The organism is Pseudomonas sp. fls2-241-R2A-110 (genome assembly GCF_030209165.1).
In the GTDB taxonomy this organism is placed as follows: domain Bacteria; phylum Pseudomonadota; class Gammaproteobacteria; order Pseudomonadales; family Pseudomonadaceae; genus Aquipseudomonas.
Map to the genome: position 1 here is coordinate 1 of NZ_JARVSN010000023.1, position 24947 is coordinate 24947.

The window sequence follows — 24947 nt, forward strand, 5'->3', positions numbered from 1 at the left end:
GATGCTCGCGGTGCTCGATGGCCTTGGCGCGCAGGTCTTCGATGTCGACGTTGCCACGCGCGTCGCACGCGGTCACCACCACACGCATACCAGCCATGTTGGCGGTCGCCGGGTTGGTGCCGTGAGCCGAAGACGGGATCAGGCAGATGTCGCGACGGTCTTCGCCACGGCTCTGGTGATAGGCACGAATCGCCAGCAGGCCGGCGTATTCACCTTGAGAACCGGCGTTCGGTTGCAGCGAGATCGCGTCGTAACCGGTGGCGGCGCAGAGCATCGCTTCCAGTTCGTCGGTCAGTTGCTGGTAGCCGGCGCTTTGCTCGGCCGGGGCGAATGGGTGCAGGGCACCGAATTCGGCCCAGGTCACCGGGATCATTTCGCTGGCGGCGTTGAGTTTCATGGTGCACGAACCCAGCGGGATCATGGTGCGATCCAGCGCCAGGTCCTTGTCGGCGAGCTTGCGCAGGTAGCGCATCAACTCGGTTTCCGAGTGATAACGGTTGAACACCGGGTGGCTGAGGATCGGCGATTGGCGGACCAGCGCGGCTGGAATAGTGCTTTGAACGCTTGTGGCCAATGCCGCGAAGTCCGGTAGCGCTTTGCCGTCGGCCAGCAGGGCCCACAGGGTTTCCACGTCGGCTTGCGAGGTGGTTTCGTCGAGGGACAAGCCCAGACGCTCGGCATCGACCACGCGCAGGTTGATCTGCTGGGTGCGAGCCTTGTCGTGCAGCTTGGCGGTGTTGGCGCCAGTGTTCAGAGTCAGCGTGTCGAAGAAGCTTTCCTGCTCGACGTTCAGGCCGATGGCTTTCAGGCCCTGGGCCAGAATCGCGGTCAGGTGATGCACGCGATTGGCGATCTGCGTCAGGCCTTTCGGGCCGTGGTACACGGCGTACATGCTGGCGATGTTGGCCAACAGCACTTGCGCGGTACAGATGTTCGACGTGGCTTTCTCGCGGCGGATGTGTTGCTCGCGGGTCTGCATCGCCAGGCGCAGGGCCGGCTTGCCGAAACGGTCCACGGAGACACCGACCAGACGGCCCGGCATGTCGCGCTTGAACGCATCCTTGGTGGAGAAGTACGCGGCGTGCGGACCACCGAAGCCCAGCGGCACGCCGAAACGTTGCGCACTGCCGATGGCCACGTCGGCGCCGAACTCGCCCGGCGGCGTGAGCACGGTCAGGGCCAGCAGGTCCGCCGCGACGGCGACCAGCGCGTTGGCGGCGTGGAAGCGTTCGGTCAGTTCGCGGTAATCGAAGACGTCACCGTTGCTCGCCGGGTATTGCAGCAGCGCGCCGAAGAATGGCGTCACGTCGGTCAGTTCACGCTCGTCGCCGACCACCACGTCGATGCCCAGCGGCTCGGCACGGGTGCGCAGCACGTCGAGGGTCTGCGGGTGGCAATGCACGGAAGCGAAGAAGGCGTGGCTGCCCTTGTTCTTGCTCAGGCGTTTGCAGAAGGTCATCGCTTCAGCGGCGGCGGTGGCTTCGTCGAGCAAGGATGCGTTGGCGATCGGCAGGCCGGTCAGGTCGCTGATCAGGGTCTGGAAGTTCAGCAGCGCTTCGAGACGGCCCTGGGAAATTTCTGGCTGGTACGGGGTGTAGGCGGTGTACCAGGCCGGATTTTCCAGCAGGTTGCGCAGGATCGGCGACGGCGTGTGCGTGCCGTAGTAACCCTGGCCGATGAAGGTCTTGAACAGCTGGTTCTTGCCGGCGATGGACTTGATCAAGGCCAGGGCATCGGCTTCGCTCAGGCCGTCTTCGAGGCCGAGCACGCTGGTGCCTTTGATGCTGTCGGGGATGACGCTGGCGCTCAGGGCTTCCAGGGAGTCGAAACCGAGGCTGTTGAGCATGGCTTGCTCGTCGCCGGCGCGTGGACCGATGTGACGGGCGATGAATTCGTTGGCGGTCGAAAGGTTTACTTGAGTCATGTCAGCGCTCCTCAGGCTTCGGCGTTGGCTTTGATCAGGCGGTCGTAGGCGTCCTGATCCAGCAAGTTGGCGACAGCCGAGGCGTCGGTTGGCTTGAAGCGGAAGAACCAGCCTTCGCCCAGCGGATCTTCGTTGACCAGTTCAGGGCTGCTGTCGAGCGCCGGGTTCACTTCCAGCACTTCACCGTCGAGTGGCATGTACACGCCGCTGGCGGCTTTTACCGATTCCACGGTGGCGGCTTCAGCGCCTTTGTCGTAGGACTGCAGCTCAGGCAGTTGTACGAAAACCACATCGCCCAAGGCGTTCTGCGCGAAAGCGGTGATGCCGACTGTGACGCTGCCGTCAGCTTCAGTGCGCAGCCATTCGTGATCTTCAGTAAAACGCAATTCGCTCATGGAAACTCCTAAGGGGGCCAGACTCGTCTGGTGGACGCGATGGAATGCTTGGGCAAAAGCCCTTCTTTATGGATGGCTACTAAGCAAGATCGCGGCCAATGTGGTTAAACCCTTATGAATCAGTGCTTTGGGAATAAATTGGGTGCGTGCGAATTAAATAGCTGTAGCGAAATCGCTACAGTTGGAAGCAAAGAAAAAAGCGTAGTGGGATCAAAGCCTTGCGCAGCGGTGATCAGGGGAGGGTGTATCGATATCGTTCCGCTGTAGCGCTTTCAGTACAGATGGAGGTCGTTTTTGAGCATAATTTTGAGGTCAGCGCAAAACCTGTGGGAGCGAGCTTGCTCGCGATGACGGCGGAACAGCCAACATTGATAGCGACTGGTCTACCGCCATCGCGAGCAAGCTCGCTCCCACAGTGATTTTGTGTCGTCAGGGAGATTGTATTTTCAGCCCTACGGCTTGTTGGGAATCCCGTACTTGCGCAACCGATGGGCAATCGCGGTGTGGGACGTCTGCAGGCGACTGGCCAGTTGCCGGGTCGAGGGGTAGCTGACGTAGAGTTTTTCCAGCAGGGTTTTTTCGAACTCTTCCATGGCTTGCTCAAGGCTGTCGACATCGCTGTCGCTCTGGCGCGCCACGGAGGTGCCAGCGATATCGAGGTCGCCGATGTCCACCAGGCTGCTTTCGCAAATCGCCGCGGCGCGGAAGATGACGTTCTGCAATTGCCGCACGTTGCCCGGCCAGCGGTTGCCCAGCAGTGCCGGATAAGTGCCTGGCGCCAGGCGGCAGACCGGGCGCTGGATTTGCGCGCAGGCCTGCTGCATGAAATAGCGTGCCAGCAGCAGGATGTCCTGGCCGCGTTCGCGCAGCGGCGGGACTTCAACGTTGAGGACGTTGAGGCGATAGAACAGGTCTTCGCGGAACGAGCCCTCGCTGACCATTTTTTCCAGGTCGCGATGGGTCGCGCTGAGGATCCGCACGTTGACCTTTACTTCCCGGTCACCGCCCACTCGACGGAAGCTGCCGTCGTTGAGGAAGCGCAGTAACTTCGCCTGCAAGTACGGCGACATCTCGCCGATCTCATCGAGAAACACCGTGCCCTGGTTGGCCAGTTCCATCAGCCCCGGTTTGCCGCCCCGTTGCGCACCGGTGAAGGCGCCAGGGGCATAGCCGAACAGCTCGCTTTCGGCGAGGTTCTCCGGCAACGCCGCGCAGTTCAGCGCCAGGAACGGCGAGCTGTGCCGAGCGCTGATGGCGTGGCAGGCCCGCGCCACCAGCTCTTTGCCGGTGCCGGTTTCGCCCTGGATCAACAGCGGTGCATCGAGTGCCGCCACTCGCTGGGCGCGCGCCTTGAGCGTACGAATCGCCGGGGATTCGCCCAACAGCGCGTCGAAACCTTCGGCGTGATCATGGTGCAGCGCGGACAGGCGTTCGCCGATGCGGTTGGGTTGGTACAAAGTCAACAGGGCGCCAGCGTCGGTGATCGGCGTGGCGTCCAGCAACAGAGTCTGGCCGTTGACGGTGATCTCGCGCAGCGGCAGGCGAAAGCCATTTTCCAGCAGCGCATCGAGCAACGCCGGATCGGCAAACAGGTCGGCGACGCTTTCACCGGCCGGTTCGCGACCATACAAGGCGATCAACGCCGGGTTGGCCAGCAATACCTTGCCAGCGCTGTCCAGCGCCAGTACCGGGTCGGTCATGGCGGCGAGCAACGCATCGAGCTGCAAGTGCCGACGCTGACCGGGAAGGATGTCGACCACCGTCATCGTTTGCACGCCGCGCACGCTGAGCAGGGCGTCGCGCAGTTCGTCGAGCACCTCCGGACTCAAGGTCGGGGCGTCGATGTAGACGTTCGGCGGCACCATCTCCACCGCATCCAGATTGAGATTGCGCCCACCGAGCAGGGCCAGGACTTCCTGGGTAATGCCGACGCGGTCGATGAAGCTGACGTGGATACGCATGGGGCGGTTTTTGGTTCTGGAGTGCGGAGGGTGGCAAGTATGCCTTGGGGCGGACCAATGGTGAAATCCCGTGCAGGACTTCGGGATGACACCAACACCCTGTGGGAGCGAGCTTGCTCGCGATGGCGGTGTATCAGTCGACAGTTATGGTGACTGTCAGTCCGCTATCGCGAGCAAGCTCGCTCCCACAGGTACAGCGTTCATCCTGGGGAACAGGGTTATTCGAAGTGTTCGATGTTCACCGGGTCGCCGGATTTCATGTCCAGTTGCACCCGGATGTCTTCAAACATCAGATCGTAATGCTTGTGGACCGAGCCGATCTGGCTGTGTGACTTTGGAATGCCGTACTGCTCGGCGATCTTCGTCACGTTGTTGGCAAAGTTGTAGGCCTCCTCCTTGGGCAGGAAGAAGGTCTCTTTCATGTCCTTGCCCTGAATGCTGCCATGCATCGTGAACTGGATGCCTTTGACCCCTTTGGGGTTCTTGCTGACTTCATAGTCGAGACAAATGTTGTAGCTGACATCGTTCTTGTCCAACGCGTGACGCTCGATGTGCAAGTGACCCGGTACAAACTGTGCCATAGACGTCTCTCCCTACAAGTAAGTAATGCCAGGTTTCGCCGTGCTGATGCGCGTACCTGCCTTGCCCTGGACGATCGCTTCAATGTCCGAGAGTGAACCGATCACCGCCACTTTTCCAGTATGGCGGGCAAACTCACAGGCTGCCTGCACCTTCGGTCCCATGGAGCCGGCGGCGAAGCCGAGTTTTTCCATTTCGTCCGGGTGCGCCTCGACGATGGATTTTTGCGTGGGTTTGCCGAAATCGACATAGGCCGCGTTGACGTCGGTGGCGATCACCAGCAGATCGCTTTCAAGCTGTTCGGCCAGCAGCGCCGAACACAGGTCCTTGTCGATCACCGCTTCCACGCCTTGCAGTTTGCCGTGGGGGCCGTACATCGTCGGGATGCCGCCACCGCCGGCACAGATCACGATGCTGCCTTTTTCCAGCAGCCACTTGATCGGGCGGATTTCGAAGATGCGCTTGGGTCTCGGGCTGGCCACCACGCGACGGAATTTGTCGCCGTCCGGGGCAATCGCCCAGCCTTTTTCGGCGGCAAGTTTTTCTGCTTCGGCCTTGGTGTAGACCGGGCCGATGGGTTTGCTCGGTTTCTGGAACGCCGGGTCGTTGGCGTCGACTTCGACCTGGGTCAGCAGGGTTGCGAACGGCACTTCGAAGTCCAGCAGGTTGCCCAGTTCCTGTTCGATGATATAGCCGATCATGCCTTCGGTTTCAGCACCGAGCACGTCCAGCGGGTAAGGGGAAACCGAGGTGTAGGCAGCGGCTTGCAGCGACAGCAGCCCGACCTGCGGACCATTACCGTGGGCGATCACCAGTTCATTGCCGGCATGGATCTTGGCGATTTGTTCGGTGGCGATCCGGATGTTGGCGCGCTGGTTGTCCGCGGTCATGGGTTCACCCCGGCGGAGCAGGGCGTTACCGCCCAGAGCAACGACGATACGCATAATGCAATCCTTCTAAACAGAGACGTTGCGGACGACTTGGTCACCTGTGGGGCGGCATATTGTGGGAGCGAGCTTGCTCGCGATGGCGGAGTATCAGTCGACATCAATGTTGCCTGTCACACCGCCATCGCGAGCAAGCTCGCTCCCACAGGGGCCGTATTCCCTCAGGAGGAGCCGCGTCGGTCCTTAGATATCCGCCAACGCCGACACCAGGATCGCCTTGATGGTGTGCATGCGGTTTTCCGCTTGCTCGAAGGCGATGTTGGCCGGCGATTCGAAGACTTCTTCAGTCACCTCGACGCCGTTGGCCAGGTGCGGATACCGCGCGGCGATGTCTTTGCCGACCTTGGTTTCGCTGTTGTGGAACGCCGGCAGGCAGTGCATGAACTTCACGCGTGGATTGCCCGAGGCCTTCATCATGGCGGCATTGACCTGGTACGGCAGCAATTGCTCGATGCGCTCGTCCCACGCTTCGACGGGCTCACCCATCGACACCCAGATGTCGGTGTGGATGAAGTCCACGCCCTTGACCGCTGCTTTCGGGTCTTCGGTGATGGTGATGCGTGCGCCACTGTCTTCGGCGAAGGCTTTGCACTGGGCAATGAAATCAGCGTGCGGCCACAAGGCTTTCGGTGCGGCGATGCGCACGTCCATACCGAGTTTGGCGCCGATCATCAGCAGTGAATTACCCATGTTGTAGCGTGCGTCGCCCAGGTAGGCATAGCTGATGTCATGCAGCGGCTTGTCGCTGTGTTCACGCATGGTCAGGGTGTCGGCGATCATCTGCGTCGGGTGGAATTCAGCGGTCAGGCCGTTGAACACCGGCACGCCGGCGAACTTGGCCAGCTCTTCGACGATTTCCTGTTCGAAGCCACGGTACTCGATGGCATCGAACATCCGCCCCAGCACGCGGGCTGTGTCTTTCATGCTTTCCTTGTGGCCGATCTGCGACGACACCGGGTCGATGTAGGTGACGTGGGCGCCTTGGTCATGGGCCGCCACTTCGAAGGCGCAACGGGTGCGGGTCGAGGTTTTTTCGAAGATCAGCGCGATGTTTTTGCCTTGCAGGTGCGGACGCTCGGTCCCGGTGTACTTGGCACGCTTGAGGTCGCGGGAAAGGTCCAGCAGGTAATTGAGCTCACGCGTCGTGTGGTGCATCAGCGAGAGCAGGCTGCGGTTGCGCATGTTGAAAGCCATGATGGATCTCCTTGGGTTTCGGTTATCCGCCTGCTTCACCCTTTATGAGCGTGAAGCAGGGCATGAAAATTAATAGTCGATAGGGTCGCGAATGATCGGGCAGGTCATGCAGTGGCCGCCGCCACGTCCGCGTCCGAGTTCGCCGGCACTGATGGTGATGACTTCCACGCCGGCCTTGCGCAGCAGGGTGTTGGTGTAGGTGTTGCGGTCATAACCGATCACCACGCCAGGCTCCACGGCCACCACGTTGTTGCCGTCATCCCATTGCTCGCGCTCGGCGGCGAAGCTGTTGCCGCCGGTTTCCACCACGCGCAGGGCTTTGAGGTTGAGGGCCTTGGCCACGGTGTCGAGGAAGTTGGTTTCTTCGCGACGGATGTCGATGCCGCCTGGTTTGCTTTCGTCAGGACGCAGGGTGAAGGCGACGATCTGGTTCACCACTTCCGGGAAGATCGTCACCAGGTCGCGGTCGCAGAAGCTGAACACGGTGTCCAGGTGCATGGCCGCGCGGGATTTTGGCAGGCCGGCGACGATGACTTTCTCGACGGCTTTGTTCTTGAACAGGTTGACCGCCAGTTGGCCGATGGCCTGACGGGACGAGCGCTCGCCCATGCCGATCAACACCACACCGTTGCCGATCGGCATCACATCGCCGCCTTCAAGGGTGGCGCTGCCGTGGTCCTGGTCCGGGTCGCCGTACCAGATCTGGAAGTCGGCGTTGGTGAACTGCGGGTGGAATTTGTAGATGGCGGTGGTCAGCAGGGTTTCCTGCCGACGTGCTGGCCAGTACATCGGGTTCAGGGTGACGCCACCGTAGATCCAGCAGGTGGTGTCGCGGGTGAATTGCGTGTTGGGCAGCGGCGGCAGAATGAAGCTGGAGTGACCCAGGAAATCGCGGAACATCTGGATGGTTTTACCGCCAAAGCTGTCCGGCAAGTCGTCGGCGGAAACGCCGCCAATCAGGAACTCGGCGATTTTCCTCGGCTCCAGGCTGCGCAGCCAGGAACCGGTTTCGTTAACCAGGCCAAGGCCCACCGAGTTGCCGGTGATCTTGCGTTCCAGAATCCAGTCGAGTGCTTCGGGGATGGCAACGATGTCGGTCAGCAGGTTGTGCATTTCCAGCACTTCGACATTGCGCTCGCGCATCTTGGTGACGAAGTCGAAATGGTCGCGTTTGGCCTGTGCGACCCACAACACATCATCAAACAGTAACTCGTCGCAGTTGTTCGGGGTCAGCCGCTGGTGGGCCAGACCGGGGGAGCAAACCATGACTTTACGCAGTTTTCCGGCTTCGGAATGTACGCCGTACTTAACTTTTTCCGTGGTCATTACAGTGGTCCTCCAGATGACAGATCATTCCCTCGTTTACACCGAGGGGCTTACAGAGTCAGGAAGCCGTCATACAGCCCGTAGGCCGCCACCAGGGCGCCCACGACGACAGCTGCAAAAATCAGCTTCTCGACGTTGGTGAAAACCGGTTTGTTGACTTCAAGCTTGGCCTTGGCGAACAGGATCGCGCCGGGCGCATAGAGCAGGGCGGAGAGCAGCAGGTATTTGACGCCGCCGGCATAGATCAGCCAGATCGCGTAGATCAGTGCGACGGCGCCGATGAACAGGTCCTTGTTGCGTTCGCCCGCAGCGTTTTCATACGTCTCGCCGCGCACCGCCAGCAGAAAGGCGTAAGCCGCCGACCACAGGTACGGCACCAGAATCATTGAGGTCGCGAGGTAGATCAGCGACAGGTAAGTGCTGGCCGAGAACAGCGTGATGATCAGGAACAACTGCACCATCGCGTTGGTGAGCCACAGCGCATTGACCGGCACTTGCTTGGCGTTTTCCTTGCGCAGGAACGCCGGCATGGTGTGGTCCTTGGCCGCGGCGAACATGATTTCGGCACACAGCAGCACCCACGACAGCAGTGCCCCGAGCAACGAGATCACCAGACCAACGCTGATCAGCACCGCGCCCCACGGACCGACCACGTGTTCCAGCACCGCCGCCATCGACGGGTTCTGCAGTTTGGCCAGTTCCGGTTGGGTCATGATGCCCAGCGACAGCACGTTCACCAGCACCAGAAACAGCAGCACGGTGATGAACCCGATCACGGTGGCTTTACCCACATCGGTGCGTTTTTCCGCCCGGGCCGAGAAGATGCTTGCACCTTCGATGCCGATGAACACCCATACGGTGACGAGCATCATTTTGCGTACCTGGTTCATCACGCTGCCCAGGTCCGGGTTTTTCAGGCCCCAGATGTCAGCCGTGAAAATGTCCAGTTTGAACGCGAAAATCGCGATCAGGATAAACAGCCCCAGCGGCACGACTTTGGCGACGGTGGTCACCAGGTTGATGAACGCCGCTTCCTTGATGCCCTGCAGTACCAGGAAATGCACACCCCAGAGCAACACTGAAGCGCCGATCACGGCCGCGACGGTGTTGCCTTCGCCGAAGATCGGAAAGAAGTAACCAAGGGTACTGAACAACAGAACGAAGTAACCGACGTTGCCCAGCCAGGCGCTGATCCAGTATCCCCAGGCGGAAGAGAAACCCATGTAGTCGCCGAATCCGGCTTTGGCGTAAGCGTAAACCCCTGCATCCAGATCAGGTTTGCGGTTGGCCAGCGTCTGGAAGACGAAGGCCAGGGTCAGCATGCCGACCGCCGTAATGGCCCAGCCGATGAGCACGGCACCGACGTCGGCACTGGCGGCCATGTTTTGCGGCAAAGAGAAAATCCCGCCGCCAATCATTGAGCCGACAACCAACGCAACGAGTGCGCCGAGTTTCAGTTTTCCGGGGGATTCAGACATTGTATGACTCCAGTGCAGGAGAAGAAGAGGACCAGTTTAATTTGATGGGCTATTCAATCATCTGACTTAGATCAAGTAATGCTCGGATTTCATTGCTGATTAATGACTTACGCAAACTTTGCGAGCATAAGTCTGTTGTCTGAGAAGCCCGTTCCAGAGGTTCCTGACCAACGTTTAATAAATAAAGCATAGCCCTTGAGATTTAGACGCTAGTCCGTTTTCCTGTTTTGGCAAGTGTGGGTCCCTGAATGTCGAGTGGTATTGATTTATTAGGATCTGGTCACGCCTGCGCTATTTAAAGATGCTGGCATAGTGCGATTGGCTATAAATAAAACTCAGGGTTGGCGTTAATGGATAAACGTAATTACGCTTCAGCTATTTAGTTAAAACCGATTTATGTGACGTTCGCGTGGCGATGGTCGCGATAGGAAATGGAGACGCAGGAATGTCGCAACCGATGCAAAAGCTTGGCTTGAACGCGCTGATCGCTTTGGTGGTGGGGTCGATGATTGGCGGCGGGATTTTTTCCTTGCCGCAAAACATGGCGGCGCGCGCCGATGCCGGGGCCATATTGATCGGTTGGGCAATCACCGCCGTGGGCATGTTGGCGCTGGCCTTCGTGTTCCAGACCCTGGCCAATCGCAAACCTGAACTGGACTCCGGGGTGTACGCCTACGCCAAGGCCGGTTTCGGCGATTACATGGGGTTTTCATCGGCCTGGGGATACTGGATCAGCGCCTGGCTAGGCAACGTCGGTTACTTCGTTCTGTTGTTCAGCACCCTCGGTTACTTCTTTCCAGTGTTCGGCCACGGCAACACGCCAGTCGCCATCGGCTGCGCCTCGGGGCTGCTGTGGGCGGTGCATTTTCTGGTGATGCGCGGGATCAAGGAAGCGACGTTCATCAACCAATTGACCACCGTGGCCAAGATCGTGCCGCTGATCATGTTCATCGTGATTGCCGCCGTGGCGTTCAAGGCAGACATCTTCACCCGTGACATCTGGGGCCGCAGCAACCCCCATTTCGGCGGTGTGATGGAACAGGTGCGCAGCATGATGCTGGTGACCGTGTTTGTTTTCATCGGCATTGAAGGCGCCAGTGTGTATTCGGCCCGCGCGCAGAAACGTTCGGACGTGGGCCGGGCGACGGTCATCGGTTTTATCGGTGTGTTGGCGCTGTTGGTGCTGGTGAATGTGTTGTCGTTGGGGATCATGAGCCAGCCCGAATTGGCCACCCTGCAGAACCCGTCGCTGGCGGCGGTGCTGGAACACATCGTCGGCCCCTGGGGCGCTTTACTGATCAGCATTGGCCTGGCGATTTCGCTGCTCGGTGCGTTGCTGTCCTGGGCGCTGCTGTGCGCAGAGATCCTCTTTGCCACGGCTAAAGACCAGACCATGCCAGCCTTCCTGAAGAAGGAAAACGCCAACCACGTGCCGGTCAATGCGCTGTGGCTGACCAACGTGATGATTCAGATTTTCCTGCTGATCACGCTGTTTTCGGCCGGGACGTACACCAGCCTGATCTACCTCGCGTCGTCGATGATTCTGGTGCCGTACTTGTGGTCGGCGGCGTATGCGGTGCTGTTGAGTGGGCGCGGCGAAACGTACGAGCACGCCTCGGGCGAACGGACCAAGGACCTGATGGTCGGTGGCATCGCGCTGTGTTACGCGATGTGGCTGCTGTATGCGGGCGGGGTGAAGTACTTGCTGCTGTCGGCGCTGCTGTACGCGCCGGGGGTGATTCTGTTCGCCAAGGCCAAGCATGAGCAGGGTGAGCCATTGTTCACCCACGTCGAAAAGGGGATTTTTACCTGCGTGAGCATCGGCGCGGGGCTGGCGGCGTACGGGTTGTACAGCGGGCTGTTGTCGTTGTGAGGTTGTTGCTGGCGTATCAAACGCCTTATGACTGGTCGGCGATGCTCGGCTTTTTATCGGCGCGGGCGGTGGCCGGGATGGAAACGGTGGCCGATGGCGTTTACTCACGCAGCATCGGCTTGAGTGGTAATCACGGTACGTTTTCGATCCTGCCCGTGGCGGGCGATGCGCTTGAGGTGACACTGGACTTTCCCGATCCGGCGGCCGTGCCGCAGATCGTTGCGCGGCTGCGGCGGATGTTTGATCTGGATGCGGACCTGCCAGCGCTTCATCGGCAATTGACGGGTGATCCATTGATGCAGCGCTTGATTGCCGCGCATCCGGGGCTGCGGGTGCCGGGGGCCTGGGATGGGCTGGAGTTGGCGATGCGTGCGGTGCTGGGGCAGCAGATAACCGTGGGCGCGGCGATCAAATTGGCGGGGAAACTGGTGAGTCGGTATGGGCCGCCGTTGACCTCTTGTTTACCCGGCGTAACCCATGGTTTCCCTGAGGCCGCTGTGTTGGCGCAAGCGGATCTCGCGACGTTGGGCATGCCGAGGAGTCGTGGCCGGACCTTGTCTGGCGTGGCCCAGGCTTTGCTCGATGATCCTTGTTTGTTTGAGCCGGGACGAGAGGGCGCAGTGGCGCGGTTACTGGCGCTGCACGGTATCGGCGACTGGACGGCGCAGTACATCGCCTTGCGGCAATTGCGGGACATGGACGCATTTCCCGGTAGCGATGTGGGGTTGATCAAGGCGCTGGCGGCGCTTGAAGGTGAACCGGTGACGGCTCGGGCATTGTTGGCGCGGGCCGACGCATGGCGCCCCTGTCGCGGGTATGCGGCGCAGCTGCTTTGGACATCGTTGAGTCGGGCCGATTGAGCTGATCCGATGTGTGCGCTGCGTGTTCTGGCCCCATCGCGAGCAGGCTCACTCCCACATTTGATCGCATTCCTTCAGCAGAACTCGGTCAAGAGCGGAAGCGGGCTCGCTCGCGAAGGCGATTCGACCGTCACCACCACTTCGCAAGATGGGAGCCCAATTCAGTCGCTGGAAGCGCCCACTGCAGCGGTGTCCCGGTGATTTTCAGTGGCACATGAAGCCGATGCGCCGGCCCCCAGGGTGTCTGCTCGATCAGCAGGCCTTGATCGTTTTCATCCTCTGCCCGTAATGCTTCATTTGTGCCCGGGCCATTTTCAATCAACAGTTTTGCGGTGCGCGCCAATGACAATCTGGCCGACCCGCCACGACCCAACAACGTAATCGCCGCTGCCGCCATAAAATACCCCGTCGCATGATCCAGCGCCTGCACCGGTAACGGTGTTGGCTTGTCTGCGGTCTTCCATCGCATGCCCGCTTCAGCGATCCCGCTGCTCATCTGCACCAGACTGTCGAACCCGCGACGGTTCTGCCACGGACCGCTCCAGCCGTAGGCGTTGAGGCAGACATCAATCAGCCCCGGAGCCAGTCGTTGTCGCTCGGCGACACCGTAGCCCAACCGTTCCAATGCATCGGCGCGGTAGCCGTGGAGCAAGATATCGGCGTCCTTGAGCAGGCTGTCGAACACGGCTCGATCGCTTGCCTCGTGCAGGTCCAGGCGCGCGCAGCGTTTGCCCAGCGTGACTTCGGGCACCACGCCCGGTTCGTTCCAGTTCGGTGGGTCGATGCGCAAGACATCGGCACCGAGACCGGCGAGAAAACGGCTGGCGATGGGGCCGGCCAGTACGCGGGTCAGGTCCAGCACCTTGATGCCCGCCAGCGGTTGCGCCACCGAACCCTGCCACGGTTTTGCAGCTTGGCTGTTGCTGGCATTGAACTGAATCAGCGGTTCGGCGTTCACTGCCAAACCTTGGGGATGTGCCTGCCATTGCGCCCAGGTGCGCATTTCGGCGGCGCAGCCACCGGCGTCGACCACCGCCTGCTCCAGATCGGTTTTCGCCCATTGCGCGACCTGGCTCGCCATCGCGGCGCGGTCGGCACAAGCACCGAGCACCCGTTCGGCGGCGGCACGATGATGCGGTGCATTGGTGTGCAAGCGGATCCAGCCGTCCCGGGTCGCGTAGTCACCGGCCACCGGGTCCCACATCGGTGGAACGCTCCAGCCAACAGGGCGGATCGAGGTTGCAAACCAGAAAGACGCCAGGCGGCGGTCGACTTCAAGTGGGGGTAAACGGCCGGTGTGTTGTTGCAGTAGTTCACTGACCGCCTGGCCGGCTACGGCAATGCTGGCGCACGCCAGGTCAGTGACGGCAAACGCCGAGGGCAGGGCGCCGCTCGACGTGAATGGAATCGGCGTGTGGGGCAAGCCGAGTGCGGCTTGAATGGACGTGAGTAAACCAGTCATTGAAGGCCCTCCGGAACGAGAGCCCGAGCATAGATCAAAAAATTGCGTAGACCAGATGAAATCCCCGTGTGGGAGCGAGCTTGCTCGCGATAGCCGTTTTTCAGTCAATATCCAAGGTGACTGTCAGTCCGCTATCGCGAGCAAGCTCGCTCCCACAGGGGATTGGCGGTGCAACTTTAAACCCGGAACTGGTCCATCAATTTCATCTGCTGGGTGGTCAGGGAGTTGAGCTGGCTGCTGATCTGCGCCGATTGAGTGGCTTGGCCCGTCAGGGTTTCGGTGACGGTGCGGATGGCCGAGACGTTGCGGTTGACCTCTTCGGCCACGGCGCTTTGCTGTTCGGCGGCGCTGGCGATTTGCAGGTTCATGTCGCTGATCACGGTGACCGCGTCACTGATTTTGCTCAAGGCCTGGACCGCTTGTTGAATCTGCCCGGCGTTGCTGTGGGCCTGGGTCTGGCTCGAGTGCATAGTGGCGACCACGCCGCGAGTGCCGGACTGGATGCGCTCGATGACGATGCGAATCTCTTCCACTGAATCCTGGGTCCGTTTGGCCAGGTTGCGCACTTCATCGGCCACCACCGCAAAACCACGACCGCTCTCACCGGCACGGGCCGCTTCAATGGCCGCGTTAAGGGCCAGCAAGTTGGTTTGTTCAGCGATGCTGCGGATCACTTCCAGCACCGAACCGATCTGTTCGCTGTTGACTGCCAGCGCTTCGACTTCGGTCACGGCTTTGCTGACTTCGTCGGCCAGTTGATTGATGTCGCGGGTGCTGCGCTCGATGATCGACATGCCATCGCGGGCCGATTGATCAGCGCCTTTGGCGGCATTGGCCGCGTTCGACGCACTGTTGGCGACGTCGTGGGCCGTGGCGCTCATTTCGTTCGACGCGGTGGCGACCTGGTCGATTTCGCGGAACTGCACCTGCATGCCTTCGCTGGTCTGGCGAGCGATTTCCGAAGACTGGTCGGCGGTGCCACGGGCGTCGGTGATGCTTTGTTTGATCTGTGCGATGGTCGGTTGCAGCTTGTCGAGGAAGCGATTGAACCAGCTCACCAGCTCGCCCAGTTCGTCTTTCTTGGTGTAGTGCAGGCGTTGGGTCAGGTCACCGTCGCCGCTGGCAATCGCCTTGAGCATTTCGGCGACGCTGTTGATCGGGCGGGTCACGCCGGACGCGGTGAGCCAGATCAACAACAGGCCAATCAGCCCGGCAACAATAGCCACCAGCACCGCTTGGATCGTGCCGCTTTGCTGGGCATCATCGAGTACTTGTTGCAGCTTCACCGAGTCGGCCAGCAGCACCTGTTTGGGCAGGTCGATGACCACGCCCCAGGCCTTGGAATCGTTGATCGGGCTGACCGGGTACACCGCGCGGATCAGGTCGCCCTGTTCTAGGATCTTCGGCGTGCCGCCATTGAGCAGTTGCAGGATCTCCTTGCCGTCTGCGCCCAGGGTTTCGCCGATGTTTTTGCCAACCTTGCTCGCGTCGGTGCTGTAACCGGCGAGCACGCCGCTGCCGGAAACAATCAGCATGTGCCCGGCGCCGTTGAACAGCTCACGCTGGGAATCGATTGCGGCGGCTTGCAGCGCGTCCAGAGCAATGTCCACACCGACCACACCGATGGATTTGCCGTCCACCAACAGCGGCACGGAAATCGTAGTCATCAGCATTTCCTTGCCGCCGACCGTGTCCGCATACGGGTCGAGCAGGCAGGTGCGCTTGCTGTCGCGAGGGCAGGTGTACCAGCTGTTGTAGGGCGTGCCGCTGAGGCTCAAAGTGGTTTTGGTCATGTCGTCTTCGACCATGATCGTGTTCAGCCCGGTCCCGCCGGCACGGCTCCAGTAACTGGCGAAACGTCCGACTTCGTTGGACTGGCGGGCGGCATCGTTGGCGAACTCGCTGTCCTTGCCGTCCAGCCCGTTGGGCTCGAACGCCAGCCAGATTCCCAGCACCTTGCTGTTGCGCTCGAAGGCGGTTTTCAGGCTCTGGTTCAGTTCTTCTCGCAGGGCGCCGGCTTCAATCGAACGCTTGGCGGCCATGTTGCGCATGTCTTTGATCTGGTCGGCGAGGGCTGTCACCACCAGCAGGTTTTCGCCGAACGTCTTCTGTACTCGCACCGCTTGCTCGGCCGCTTTGGACTGCAGCAGATTCTGCACGCTGTCCGTCAGCATCTTGCTGCTGGAGGCGCTGACCAGTTCATCGTTCTGATTGGTCTGGTAGAAGTTCATGCTGACGATCAGCGTGATCACACCCAGCAGGCACAGACCGGACAGCAGGACAATTTTCAGGCGGATGGAGAGTGAGTCGAACATAGGGCGAACTCGCAAATGGATGAGGTGTTGGCTATGGGTCGAAGTCGACCCGATCGCCAAATCCATTCAGCGCCATTCAATGCTCATCGGCGTGCGGCGAGGATGCATGATGGTGGCTCCGACGAGCGGTCATGGTTGAACGTTTGCGCAGGAAAATGCCCTGAAAATGGCAAAAAAATCAGGAGATTATGCAGAGTTGTAACAAGTGAATCTGCTGGCGGCAGCCATTGATTCGAACGTATGACAACGGCTTGTCATCCGCTCGAATGGACAATGATTGATGGGTGACGGGTTATGCGCGACCCAGCAGATAGGTCGCGTAATCGGGGATGCGGTGCTGGTGCGCCTGATCCATCATCGGGCTGCTGAGCAGGTAATCGGCGCTGCATTCGTTGCAGGCCACCGGAATGTTCCAGACCGCCGCGACCCGTAATAACGCCTTGATGTCCGGGTCGTGTGGCTGCGGTTCGAACGGGTCCCAGAAAAACACCAACATGTCGACCCGCTGTTCGGCGATGCGCGCGCCAAGCTGCTGATCGCCGCCCAAGGGGCCACTGATCATGCTTTCCACCGGCAGATCCAGGCGTTGCTGCAATAACAACCCGGTGGTGCCGGTGGCGACCAGTTCGTGTTGCGCGAGCCTGTCTTTCTGCCGCTCGGCCCAGTCCAGCAAAAACACCTTGCAATGGTCATGGGCGACCAGGGCGATACGCTTGCGCGCCGCCATGGTCTTTTGCGTGAAGCTGATACCGATCATCGCTGCTGCTCCTGCTTTTTCACGGCGGGTTACTCCGCGTTGCACAGCGCCAGGCAGTTATCGAGCATACGGTTGGAGAAGCCCCACTCGTTGTCGTACCAGGCCAGTACCTTGAGCAGCTTGCCGCTGGATTTGGTGTGGTTGGCGTCGAAGATCGACGACAGCGGGTTGTGGTTGAAGTCGCTGGAGACCAGCGGCAGGGTGTTGTAGCCGAGAATCTTCGAGTGCTGGCTGGCTTCTTTGAGCAGCGCGTTGACTTCGTCAGCGCTCGCTTCGCGTTTGAGCTGCACGGTCAGGTCGACCAGCGAGACGTTGATCACAGGAACACGCACCGCCATGCCGGTCAGTTTGCCCGCCAGTTCCGGCAGCACCAGGCCAACCGCTTCAGCGGCACCGGTCTTGCTCGGGATCATGTTCTGGGTGGCCGAACGGGCACGGTACGGGTCGGTGTGGTAAACGTCGGTGAGGTTCTGGTCGTTGGTGTAGGCGTGAATCGTGGTCATCAGACCGCTTTCGATGCCCAACTCGCGGTGCAGCACCTGAGCCACAGGCGCCAGGCAGTTGGTGGTGCACGAGGCGTTGGAAATGATTTGGTGCGATTGGCGCAGAATGTCGTGGTTGACCCCGTAAACCACGGTGGCGTCGGCGCCTTTGGCCGGTGCCGAGATGATCACTTTGCGTGCGCCGGCCGTAATATGCGCGGCGGCTTTGGCCCGGTCGGTGAACAGGCCGGTGCATTCGAACACGACATCGATTTTTTCGGCGGCCCACGGCAAGTCGGCCGGGTTACGAATGGCGCTGACGGAAATACGGTCGCCGTTGACGGTCAGGCTTTCCTGATCGTGCTGGACATCGGCGTCGAACGTGCCGTGAACGGTGTCGTACTTGAGCAGATGGGCATTGATCGAGCTGTCGCCCAAGTCATTGATGGCAACGATCTGCAGATCCTGGCGATAGCCTTGGGTATACAGTGCGCGGAGGACGTTGCGGCCAATTCGGCCAAAACCATTGATTGCGATTCGAAGAGTCATTTAACAGGGCCGCCGTCGTTTTGTTGTTGGAATTACAAGATTATTCGCATAAAAATAGAAAACAAGCCTTTTTAATGGCAATATTTTGTTCAATCTACAACGAGTGACCTGAATCAACTGGTCCGACCGATCAAGCAAACCGTCTGTCATCCCACACACAACGGTCCTTGTTCAGCATAGACAATCAGGTCGCCACATCCGTTAGCCTGGAGTTCTACACATGCATCCCCGCGTCCTTGAGGTCACCGAACGGCTTATCGCCCGCAGCCGTGCAACCCGCGAGGCTTACCTTGCGCTCATTCGCGATGCGGCCAGCGACGGTCCGATGCGCGGCAAGCTGCAATGCGCCAACTTCGCCCACGGTGTCGCCGGTTGCGGCACCGAGGACAAGAACAGCTTGCGGATGATGAACTCCGCGAACATCGCGATTGTTTCGTCATATAACGACATGCTCTCGGCGCATCAGCCGTACGAAGTCTTTCCTGAACAGATCAAAAAGGCCCTGCGCGAAATCGGCTCCGTCGGCCAGTTCGCCGGCGGCACTCCGGCCATGTGCGATGGCGTGACCCAGGGCGAGCCGGGCATGGAACTGAGCCTGCCGAGCCGCGAAGTGATCGCGCTGTCCACCGCCGTGGCGTTGTCCCACAACATGTTTGATGGCGCGCTGATGCTCGGCATCTGCGACAAGATCGTGCCGGGCCTGATGATGGGCGCGCTGCGTTTCGGTCACCTGCCGATGATCTTCGTCCCGGGCGGACCGATGGTGTCGGGCATTTCCAACAAGCAGAAAGCCGACGTGCGCCAGCGTTATGCCGAAGGCAAGGCCAGCCGCGAAGAGCTGCTGGAATCGGAAATGAATTCCTATCACAGTCCCGGCACGTGCACGTTCTACGGCACCGCCAACACCAACCAGTTGCTGATGGAAGTCATGGGCCTGCACTTGCCGGGTGCTTCCTTCGTCAACCCGAACACGCCGTTGCGCGATGCCCTGACCCGCGAAGCGGCGCATCAGGTGACGCGCATTACCAAACAGAATGGCAATTACCTGCCGATCGGCGAAATCGTCGACGAGCGCTCGCTGGTCAACTCCATCGTCGCCCTGCACGCCACCGGCGGTTCGACCAACCACACCCTGCACATGCCGGCCATCGCCATGGCCGCCGGTATTCAACTGACCTGGCAAGACATGGCCGACCTCTCCGAGGTCGTGCCGACCCTGAGCCATGTCTACCCGAACGGCAAGGCCGACATCAACCACTTCCAGGCGGCGGGCGGCATGTCGTTCCTGATCCGCGAACTGCTGGATGCCGGCTTGCTCCACGAAAACGTCAACACCGTGCTGGGCCACGGGCTGCGCCGCTACACCATGGAACCGTTCCTCGACAACGGCGAACTGGTCTGGCGCGAAGGCATCACCGAAAGCCTCGACGAAAGCATCCTGCGTCCCGTGGCTCGTGCGTTCTCGCCAGAAGGCGGCCTGCGGGTGATGGAAGGCAATCTCGGTCGTGGTGTGATGAAAGTTTCGGCCGTCGCGCTGGAGAACCAGATCGTCGAAGCGCCGGCCATGGTGTTCCAGGATCAGCAGGACCTGGCCGATGCGTTCAAGGCCGGTTTGCTGGAGAAGGATTTCGTTGCCGTGATGCGCTTCCAGGGCCCGCGCTCCAATGGCATGCCGGAGCTGCACAAGATGACGCCGTTCCTCGGCGTGCTGCAGGATCGCGGCTTCAAAGTGGCACTTGTGACCGACGGGCGCATGTCCGGCGCATCGGGAAAAATCCCGGCGGCGATTCACGTCAGTCCTGAAGCCTATGTGGGCGGCGCTCTTGCGCGGGTGCAAGAGGGCGATATCATCCGCGTCGATGGCGTCAAAGGCACCCTGGAGCTTAAGGTGGACGCCGAAGAATTCGCAGCGCGCACGCCGGCCAAGGGCCTGTTGGGCAACAACATCGGCACCGGCCGCGAGCTGTTTGGTTTCATGCGCATGGCTTTCAGCTCCGCAGAGCAGGGCGCCAGCGCCTTTACTTCTGCCCTGGAGACGCTTAATTGAAACTGGCTTTGGTCGGTGACATCGGTGGGACCAACGCACGTTTCGCGTTGTGGAAACACCAGCAACTGGAATCGATCCAGGTGCTGGCGACGGCAGATTACGCCAGTCCTGAGGAGGCCATTGGTGTCTACCTCGGCGGCTTGGGGCTTAAGCCGGGCGACATTGGTTCGGTGTGCCTGTCGGTCGCCGGTCCGGTGAGCGGTGATGAATTCAAGTTCACCAACAATCACTGGCGCCTGAGCCGCAAGGGTTTCTGCAAGACTTTGCAGGTCGATCAACTGCTGCTGGTCAACGATTTCTCGGCGATGGCCCTGGGCATGACCCGTTTGCAGCCCGGCGAGTTTCGCGTGGTGTGCGAAGGCACGCCGGAGCCGCTGCGCCCTGCCGTGGTGATCGGTCCGGGAACTGGTTTGGGGGTCGGCACCTTGCTCGACCTCGGTGAAGGTCGCTTTGCGGCATTGCCGGGCGAGGGCGGTCACGTTGATTTGCCCCTGAGCAGCCCGCGGGAAACTCAGCTGTGGCAGCACATCTTCAATGAGATAGGTCATGTCAGCGCTGAAACTGCGTTGAGCGGCAGCGGCTTGCCACGGGTTTATCGGGCGATCTGTGCGGTGGACGGTCATACGCCGGTGCTCGAAACACCGGAAGCGATCACCGCTGCCGGGTTGGCGGGTGATCCGGTGGCGCTGGAAGTGCTGGAGCAATTCTGCTGCTGGCTCGGTCGCGTGGCCGGCAACAACGTGCTGACCACAGGGGCGCGCGGCGGTGTGTACATCGTCGGCGGGGTGATTCCACGGTTTGCCGATTTCTTTGTCGAAAGCGGTTTCGCCCGGTGCTTCGCCGACAAGGGTTGCATGAGCGATTACTTCAAAGGTATTCCGGTGTGGCTGGTGACGGCGCCGTATTCCGGCCTGATGGGCGCGGGTGTGGCGCTCGATCAAGCACAGTAGTGATCGTTCCCACGCTCTGCGTGGGAATGCAGCCCGTGACGCTCCGCGTCACTGGACGCGGAGCGTCCCTTGAGGCATTCCCACGCAGAGCGCGGGAACGATCAGGCAACGATCAGGCATAATCCGCACAATTCAAACAACAAGGACGCCGCCCCGTGAGCTCAGTCAACAAGTCGATTTTGTTGGTCGATGACGATCAAGAGATACGCGAGTTGCTGGACACCTACCTGACCCGCGCCGGTTTCCAGGTCCGCACCACGCCCGATGGCGCAGGCTTTCGCCAAGCCATGAACGAGGCCCCGAGCGATCTGGTGATCCTTGACGTGATGCTGCCGGACGAAGACGGTTTCAGCTTGTGTCGCTGGATCCGCCAACACCCGCGTCAGGCTCAGGTGCCGATCATCATGCTCACGGCCAGTTCCGACGAGGCCGACCGCGTCATCGGCCTGGAGCTGGGTGCCGACGACTACCTGGGCAAACCCTTCAGTCCTCGTGAATTGCAGGCGCGGATCAAGGCCTTGCTGCGCCGTGCGCAATTCGGTCAGGAGCGCTCCGGCAGCGAGGTGCTGGCCTTCGACGACTGGCGCCTGGACATGGTCAGCCATCGACTGTTCCACACCGACGGTGAAGAAGTGATTCTCTCCGGCGCTGACTTTGCGTTACTGAAACTGTTCCTCGATCACCCTCAGCAAATCCTTGATCGCGACACCATCGGCAATGCCACACGTGGCCGTGATCTGATGCCGCTGGATCGCATTGTCGACATGGCCGTCAGCCGTCTGCGTCAACGCCTGCGCGACACCGAAAAACCACCAAGGCTGATTCGTACCGTACGCGGCAGCGGCTACCAACTGGCCGCCAATGTGGTTGCCAGCAATGGTCACTGAGTTTTTCCGCAAGCTCGCGGCCCGGGTGCCCGTGCCGCGTTCGCTGCTTGGGCGCATGCTGCTGCTGACCCTGTTGGCGGTGTTGTTCGCGCAGACGTTGTCGAGCGTGATCTGGGTTTCGCAACTGCGCGCCACCCAGCTCGAAGGCTTGGTCACCAGCGCCCGCAGCTTGGCCCATTCGATGACCGCCAGCGTCAGTTACTTTCGCTCACTGCCGGTGGCGTTTCGTCCGTTGGTGCTCGACCAGTTGCGCAGCATGGGCGGCACCCGGTTCGTGGTAACCCTCAATGACAAACCCTTGGGCATGGAAGTGCTGCCGATCACTCCGCGTAAAGCGGCGGTGCTCAAAGCGGTGGACGAAGTGTTGCGCGAGTCCCTGGGCCACGACACGGATATCTCGGTGACCTTCGTCAGTCCCGCCGACCTGCGGATCTTCAATAGCGGGCTGAAACTCGATGAGTTGCCACGCTCCTGGGCGCACTACGCGTTGACTCTGGAGCCGATCAACCCGCCGGTGCTGGTCACGCAGATCCAGATGGCGCCGGGGGAATGGCTGTACATCGCGTCCTTGTTGCCCGAGCCCTACACCAGTCTTGAAGAGCAGGGCCTGCCGGCGCAACAGGTGTGGTTCATTGTCCTCACCAGTGGCTTCCTGCTGTTGTTCATCGGCCTGTTGGTGCATTGGCAAAGCCGGCCTCTCAAGCGCCTGGCGCGGGCGGCGCGGGACATGTCCCTGGGCGCCGAAGTCGAGCCGGTGGCTGAGGGCGGCGGCAGTGAAGTGGTCGAAGTGGGGCGTGCCTTCAATGCCATGCGCGAACGCATCAGCCGTTATCTGACTGAGCGCAGCCAATTGTTCAGCGCGATCTCCCACGACTTGCGCACGCCCATCACCCGTTTGCGGTTGCGCGTGGAGTTGCTTGAAGACGAAAAGCTGCAAGCCAAGTTCGGTCGCGATCTGGATGAGCTGGAGCTGCTGGTCAAAGGCGCGCTGCAATGCGTGAAAGACACCGACATCCACGAAAATATCGAACCGGTGGACCTCAATCACGTGCTGGATTGCCTGGTGGAGCCGTACCTGGCACCCAATGGCAATGGTCGCGTGACCCAGCAGGGGCGGGCGGTGGCGGCTTATCCGGGGAAACCGCTGGCGCTCAAGCGTTGCATCGGCAACCTGATCGACAACGCGTTGAAGTATGGGCAAAACGCGCACCTGCACATCGATGACGATGAAAGCGCGTTCATCCTGCACGTCGACGACGAAGGGCCGGGTGTGCCGGAGCAGCGGCTGGAGCAGGTGTTCGAACCGCACTTCCGCCTGGCCGGGCAGCAGCAGGGGTATGGCCTGGGATTGGGGATCGCGCGCAATATTGCCCACAGTCATGGTGGGGAGGTCAGCCTGCAGAATCTGCGTGAGGGCGGGTTGCGGGTGACGTTGCAGTTGCCGCGCAGTGTTGATTAGTTAGACCGCGTCATCGTTCATCGCGAGCAAGCTTCAACCTATTCCTCAAGGCAAATGTCACGGTCCGGTGACATAACTCGCCCCCTTCGTTACAAGCCCGCCATCCGCCGTTGTTTAGACTGCCCCTCAGTCATAACAACAAAAAAGGCACCCCATGGACACCTTCCAACCGGCTTTCAGCAGTTGGCTGAACGCACCCGCCCATCAACACTGGCTGGCCGCCGAAGGCCTGCGCCTGCTGGCGTTTGCCAAGGTTTCAAAGCTCCCCGAAGGCTTTGGCAACCTCGATGACAAGGGCCGCCTCCCGGCCAACGCGCAAGCCGAAACCATGAACACCGCACGCATGACCCACAGCTTCGCCATGGCGCATATCCAGGGGCTGCCGGGGTTTGCCGAACTGGTGGACCATGGCGTCCAGGCCCTCAGCGGTCCGTTGAAAGATGCCGAGCACGGCGGCTGGTTCGCCAGCGCCCATCCTCTTCACGACAACACCGGCAAGGCCGCCTACCTGCACGCCTTTGTCGCCTTGGCCGCGAGTTCGGCGGTGGTCGCCCGGCGGCCCGGCGCGCAGGCCTTGCTCGATGATGCGATCAACATCATCGACACGCATTTCTGGAGCGAGGTGGAGGGCGCGATGCGCGAATCCTTCAACCGCGACTGGAGCGAGGAAGAGGCCTACCGCGGCGCCAACAGCAACATGCACACCACCGAGGCCTTCCTCGCACTGGCCGATGTCACCGACGACAACCGCTGGCTGGTCCGTGCGCAACGGATCGTCGAGCGGGTGATCCACGGTCACGCCGCGGCCAACGATTACCTTGTGGTCGAGCATTTCGACCGCAACTGGCAACCGCTGCGTGACTACAACCACGACAACCCGGCCGACGGTTTTCGCCCCTACGGCACCACCCCGGGTCACGGTTTCGAGTGGGCGCGGCTGTTACTGCACCTCGAGGCCGCACGGGTCCAGGCCGGGATGCTCACGCCGGGCTGGCTGGCGACGGACGCGCAAAAACTCTTCGATAACAACTGCCGTCACGGCTGGAATGTCGATGGGCTGCCCGGGATTGTCTACACGCTGGACTGGAACAATCGCGCCGTGGTGAGCCATCGCCTGCACTGGACCCATTGCGAGGCCAGCGCCGCTGCCAGTGCGCTGCTCAAACGCACCGGCGATGAACAATACGAAGCCTGGTACCGACTGTTCTGGGAATTCTGTGACAGTCATTTCATCGACCGCGAAGGTGGCAGTTGGCACCATGAGCTGGACCCGCAAAACCGCCCAAGCGCCGATATCTGGGGTGGGAAACCGGATTTGTATCACGCCTGGCAAGCCGTTTTGATCCCGCGCCTGCCGTTGGCACCGAGCATGGCCACGGCCTTGGGGCAGGTGTCCCAGAGCGCTCCTGTGTAACCATGCGGTGACATTCCAACGTCCCTTCGTTACCTGCGAAGGGATGACTCCTGTTTAAAATCCTATGCAGCGCAAGCACCAGACTTGC

19 protein-coding genes and 1 pseudogene are annotated in these 24947 nt (G+C 60.7%); 7 read left to right on the plus strand and 13 right to left on the minus strand.

The genetic code is table 11. The features are described 5' to 3' along the window. The 8 genes from gcvP to arcD (QRN31_RS18740) all read right to left on the minus strand — a co-directional run. Positions 1–1924: aminomethyl-transferring glycine dehydrogenase (gene gcvP / locus QRN31_RS18705; RefSeq protein ID WP_285433689.1), on the minus strand; the 1924-nt coding region annotated here is incomplete at its 3' end. Positions 1925–1935: 11 nt separating this feature from the next. Then, positions 1936–2319 (minus strand): glycine cleavage system protein GcvH, encoded by a 384-nt coding sequence (gene gcvH / locus QRN31_RS18710; RefSeq protein ID WP_208669587.1) that lies wholly within the window; start codon positions 2317–2319, stop codon positions 1936–1938. 452 nt (positions 2320–2771) lie between these two features. Then, entirely contained in the window at positions 2772–4280 is a 1509-nt protein-coding gene (gene gcsR, locus QRN31_RS18715) for a transcriptional regulator GcsR (RefSeq protein ID WP_090187390.1), read from the minus strand. A gap of 218 nt (positions 4281–4498) precedes the next feature. Next, positions 4499–4861, minus strand: a complete 363-nt coding sequence (locus QRN31_RS18720; RefSeq protein ID WP_285433690.1) for a DUF5064 family protein — start codon at positions 4859–4861, stop codon at positions 4499–4501. Positions 4862–4873: 12 nt separating this feature from the next. Continuing rightward, the gene (gene arcC / locus QRN31_RS18725) at positions 4874–5803 is read right to left on the minus strand and encodes a carbamate kinase (RefSeq protein ID WP_285433691.1); all 930 of its coding nucleotides are present in this window, start codon (positions 5801–5803) and stop codon (positions 4874–4876) included. A 186-nt stretch (positions 5804–5989) separates the two neighbouring features. Further along, a complete protein-coding gene (locus QRN31_RS18730; protein WP_285433692.1) occupies positions 5990–7000 on the minus strand; it encodes an ornithine carbamoyltransferase in 1011 nt (336 codons plus the stop codon). Between the two features lie 69 nt (positions 7001–7069). Then, positions 7070–8326 (minus strand): arginine deiminase, encoded by a 1257-nt coding sequence (arcA, locus tag QRN31_RS18735; RefSeq protein WP_285433693.1) that lies wholly within the window; start codon positions 8324–8326, stop codon positions 7070–7072. A gap of 50 nt (positions 8327–8376) precedes the next feature. After that, complete coding sequence (arcD, locus tag QRN31_RS18740) at positions 8377–9804, minus strand: arginine-ornithine antiporter (protein WP_285433694.1); 1428 nt, start codon at positions 9802–9804, stop codon at positions 8377–8379. Positions 9805–10249: 445 nt separating this feature from the next. Between arcD (QRN31_RS18740) and arcD (QRN31_RS18745) the strand changes: the two genes are divergently transcribed. Next, complete coding sequence (arcD, locus tag QRN31_RS18745) at positions 10250–11677, plus strand: arginine-ornithine antiporter (RefSeq protein ID WP_285433695.1); 1428 nt, start codon at positions 10250–10252, stop codon at positions 11675–11677. After that, entirely contained in the window at positions 11674–12537 is an 864-nt protein-coding gene (locus tag QRN31_RS18750; RefSeq protein WP_285433696.1) for a DNA-3-methyladenine glycosylase family protein, read from the plus strand. The genes arcD (QRN31_RS18745) and QRN31_RS18750 overlap by 4 nt, the downstream gene beginning before the upstream one ends. A 130-nt stretch (positions 12538–12667) precedes the next feature. Here QRN31_RS18750 and QRN31_RS18755 read toward each other — a convergent pair whose 3' ends face one another. The 5 genes and pseudogenes from QRN31_RS18755 to gap form a co-directional block, all read right to left on the minus strand. Next, the gene (locus tag QRN31_RS18755; RefSeq protein ID WP_285433697.1) at positions 12668–13999 is read right to left on the minus strand and encodes a CoA transferase; all 1332 of its coding nucleotides are present in this window, start codon (positions 13997–13999) and stop codon (positions 12668–12670) included. Positions 14000–14175: 176 nt separating this feature from the next. Then, positions 14176–14931, minus strand: a complete 756-nt coding sequence (locus tag QRN31_RS31645; protein WP_414921292.1) for a methyl-accepting chemotaxis protein — start codon at positions 14929–14931, stop codon at positions 14176–14178. A 102-nt stretch (positions 14932–15033) separates the two neighbouring features. Then, positions 15034–16380: pseudogene (locus tag QRN31_RS31650) on the minus strand (methyl-accepting chemotaxis protein); the annotation flags it as partial. A 226-nt stretch (positions 16381–16606) separates the two neighbouring features. Then, positions 16607–17071, minus strand: a complete 465-nt coding sequence (locus QRN31_RS18765; RefSeq protein WP_222588152.1) for a methylglyoxal synthase — start codon at positions 17069–17071, stop codon at positions 16607–16609. A gap of 29 nt (positions 17072–17100) precedes the next feature. Next, complete coding sequence (gap, locus tag QRN31_RS18770) at positions 17101–18102, minus strand: type I glyceraldehyde-3-phosphate dehydrogenase (protein ID WP_059402992.1); 1002 nt, start codon at positions 18100–18102, stop codon at positions 17101–17103. 220 nt (positions 18103–18322) lie between these two features. On the opposite strand from gap, the gene edd reads away from it, so the two are divergent. From edd to QRN31_RS18795, 5 genes are all read left to right on the plus strand, one after another. After that, positions 18323–20149: a phosphogluconate dehydratase gene (edd, locus tag QRN31_RS18775; RefSeq protein ID WP_285433701.1), complete on the plus strand. Its 1827-nt coding sequence runs from the start codon at positions 18323–18325 to the stop codon at positions 20147–20149. Further along, positions 20146–21099, plus strand: a complete 954-nt coding sequence (locus QRN31_RS18780; RefSeq protein ID WP_285433702.1) for a glucokinase — start codon at positions 20146–20148, stop codon at positions 21097–21099. Before edd ends, QRN31_RS18780 begins: the two co-directional genes overlap by 4 nt. Before the next feature lie 155 nt (positions 21100–21254). Beyond that, positions 21255–21986 carry a response regulator gene (locus QRN31_RS18785; RefSeq protein ID WP_259153128.1) on the plus strand — a complete coding sequence of 244 codons (732 nt, stop codon included), beginning with the start codon at positions 21255–21257 and terminating at the stop codon, positions 21984–21986. Beyond that, positions 21976–23445: an ATP-binding protein gene (locus QRN31_RS18790; RefSeq protein WP_285433705.1), complete on the plus strand. Its 1470-nt coding sequence runs from the start codon at positions 21976–21978 to the stop codon at positions 23443–23445. Before QRN31_RS18785 ends, QRN31_RS18790 begins: the two co-directional genes overlap by 11 nt. Positions 23446–23599: 154 nt before the next feature. Beyond that, positions 23600–24859 (plus strand): D-mannose isomerase, encoded by a 1260-nt coding sequence (locus QRN31_RS18795; RefSeq protein ID WP_285433707.1) that lies wholly within the window; start codon positions 23600–23602, stop codon positions 24857–24859. Positions 24860–24947: the final 88 nt, after the last annotated feature.

Coding starts and splice junctions, on each gene's coding strand:
- QRN31_RS18765 (WP_222588152.1), bottom strand. CDS start 17,071: ATGATCGGTATCAGCTTCACGCAAAAGACCATGGCGGCGCGCAAGCGT.
- gcsR (WP_090187390.1), bottom strand. CDS start 4,280: ATGCGTATCCACGTCAGCTTCATCGACCGCGTCGGCATTACCCAGGAA.
- gcvH (WP_208669587.1), bottom strand. CDS start 2,319: ATGAGCGAATTGCGTTTTACTGAAGATCACGAATGGCTGCGCACTGAA.
- QRN31_RS18755 (WP_285433697.1), bottom strand. CDS start 13,999: ATGACTGGTTTACTCACGTCCATTCAAGCCGCACTCGGCTTGCCCCAC.
- arcC (WP_285433691.1), bottom strand. CDS start 5,803: ATGCGTATCGTCGTTGCTCTGGGCGGTAACGCCCTGCTCCGCCGGGGT.
- gap (WP_059402992.1), bottom strand. CDS start 18,102: ATGACTCTTCGAATCGCAATCAATGGTTTTGGCCGAATTGGCCGCAAC.
- QRN31_RS31645 (WP_414921292.1), bottom strand. CDS start 14,931: ATGCAGGTGCAGTTCCGCGAAATCGACCAGGTCGCCACCGCGTCGAAC.
- QRN31_RS18730 (WP_285433692.1), bottom strand. CDS start 7,000: ATGGCTTTCAACATGCGCAACCGCAGCCTGCTCTCGCTGATGCACCAC.
- QRN31_RS18795 (WP_285433707.1), top strand. CDS start 23,600: ATGGACACCTTCCAACCGGCTTTCAGCAGTTGGCTGAACGCACCCGCC.
- edd (WP_285433701.1), top strand. CDS start 18,323: ATGCATCCCCGCGTCCTTGAGGTCACCGAACGGCTTATCGCCCGCAGC.
- arcD (WP_285433694.1), bottom strand. CDS start 9,804: ATGTCTGAATCCCCCGGAAAACTGAAACTCGGCGCACTCGTTGCGTTG.
- arcD (WP_285433695.1), top strand. CDS start 10,250: ATGTCGCAACCGATGCAAAAGCTTGGCTTGAACGCGCTGATCGCTTTG.
- arcA (WP_285433693.1), bottom strand. CDS start 8,326: ATGACCACGGAAAAAGTTAAGTACGGCGTACATTCCGAAGCCGGAAAA.
- QRN31_RS18720 (WP_285433690.1), bottom strand. CDS start 4,861: ATGGCACAGTTTGTACCGGGTCACTTGCACATCGAGCGTCACGCGTTG.
- QRN31_RS18790 (WP_285433705.1), top strand. CDS start 21,976: ATGGTCACTGAGTTTTTCCGCAAGCTCGCGGCCCGGGTGCCCGTGCCG.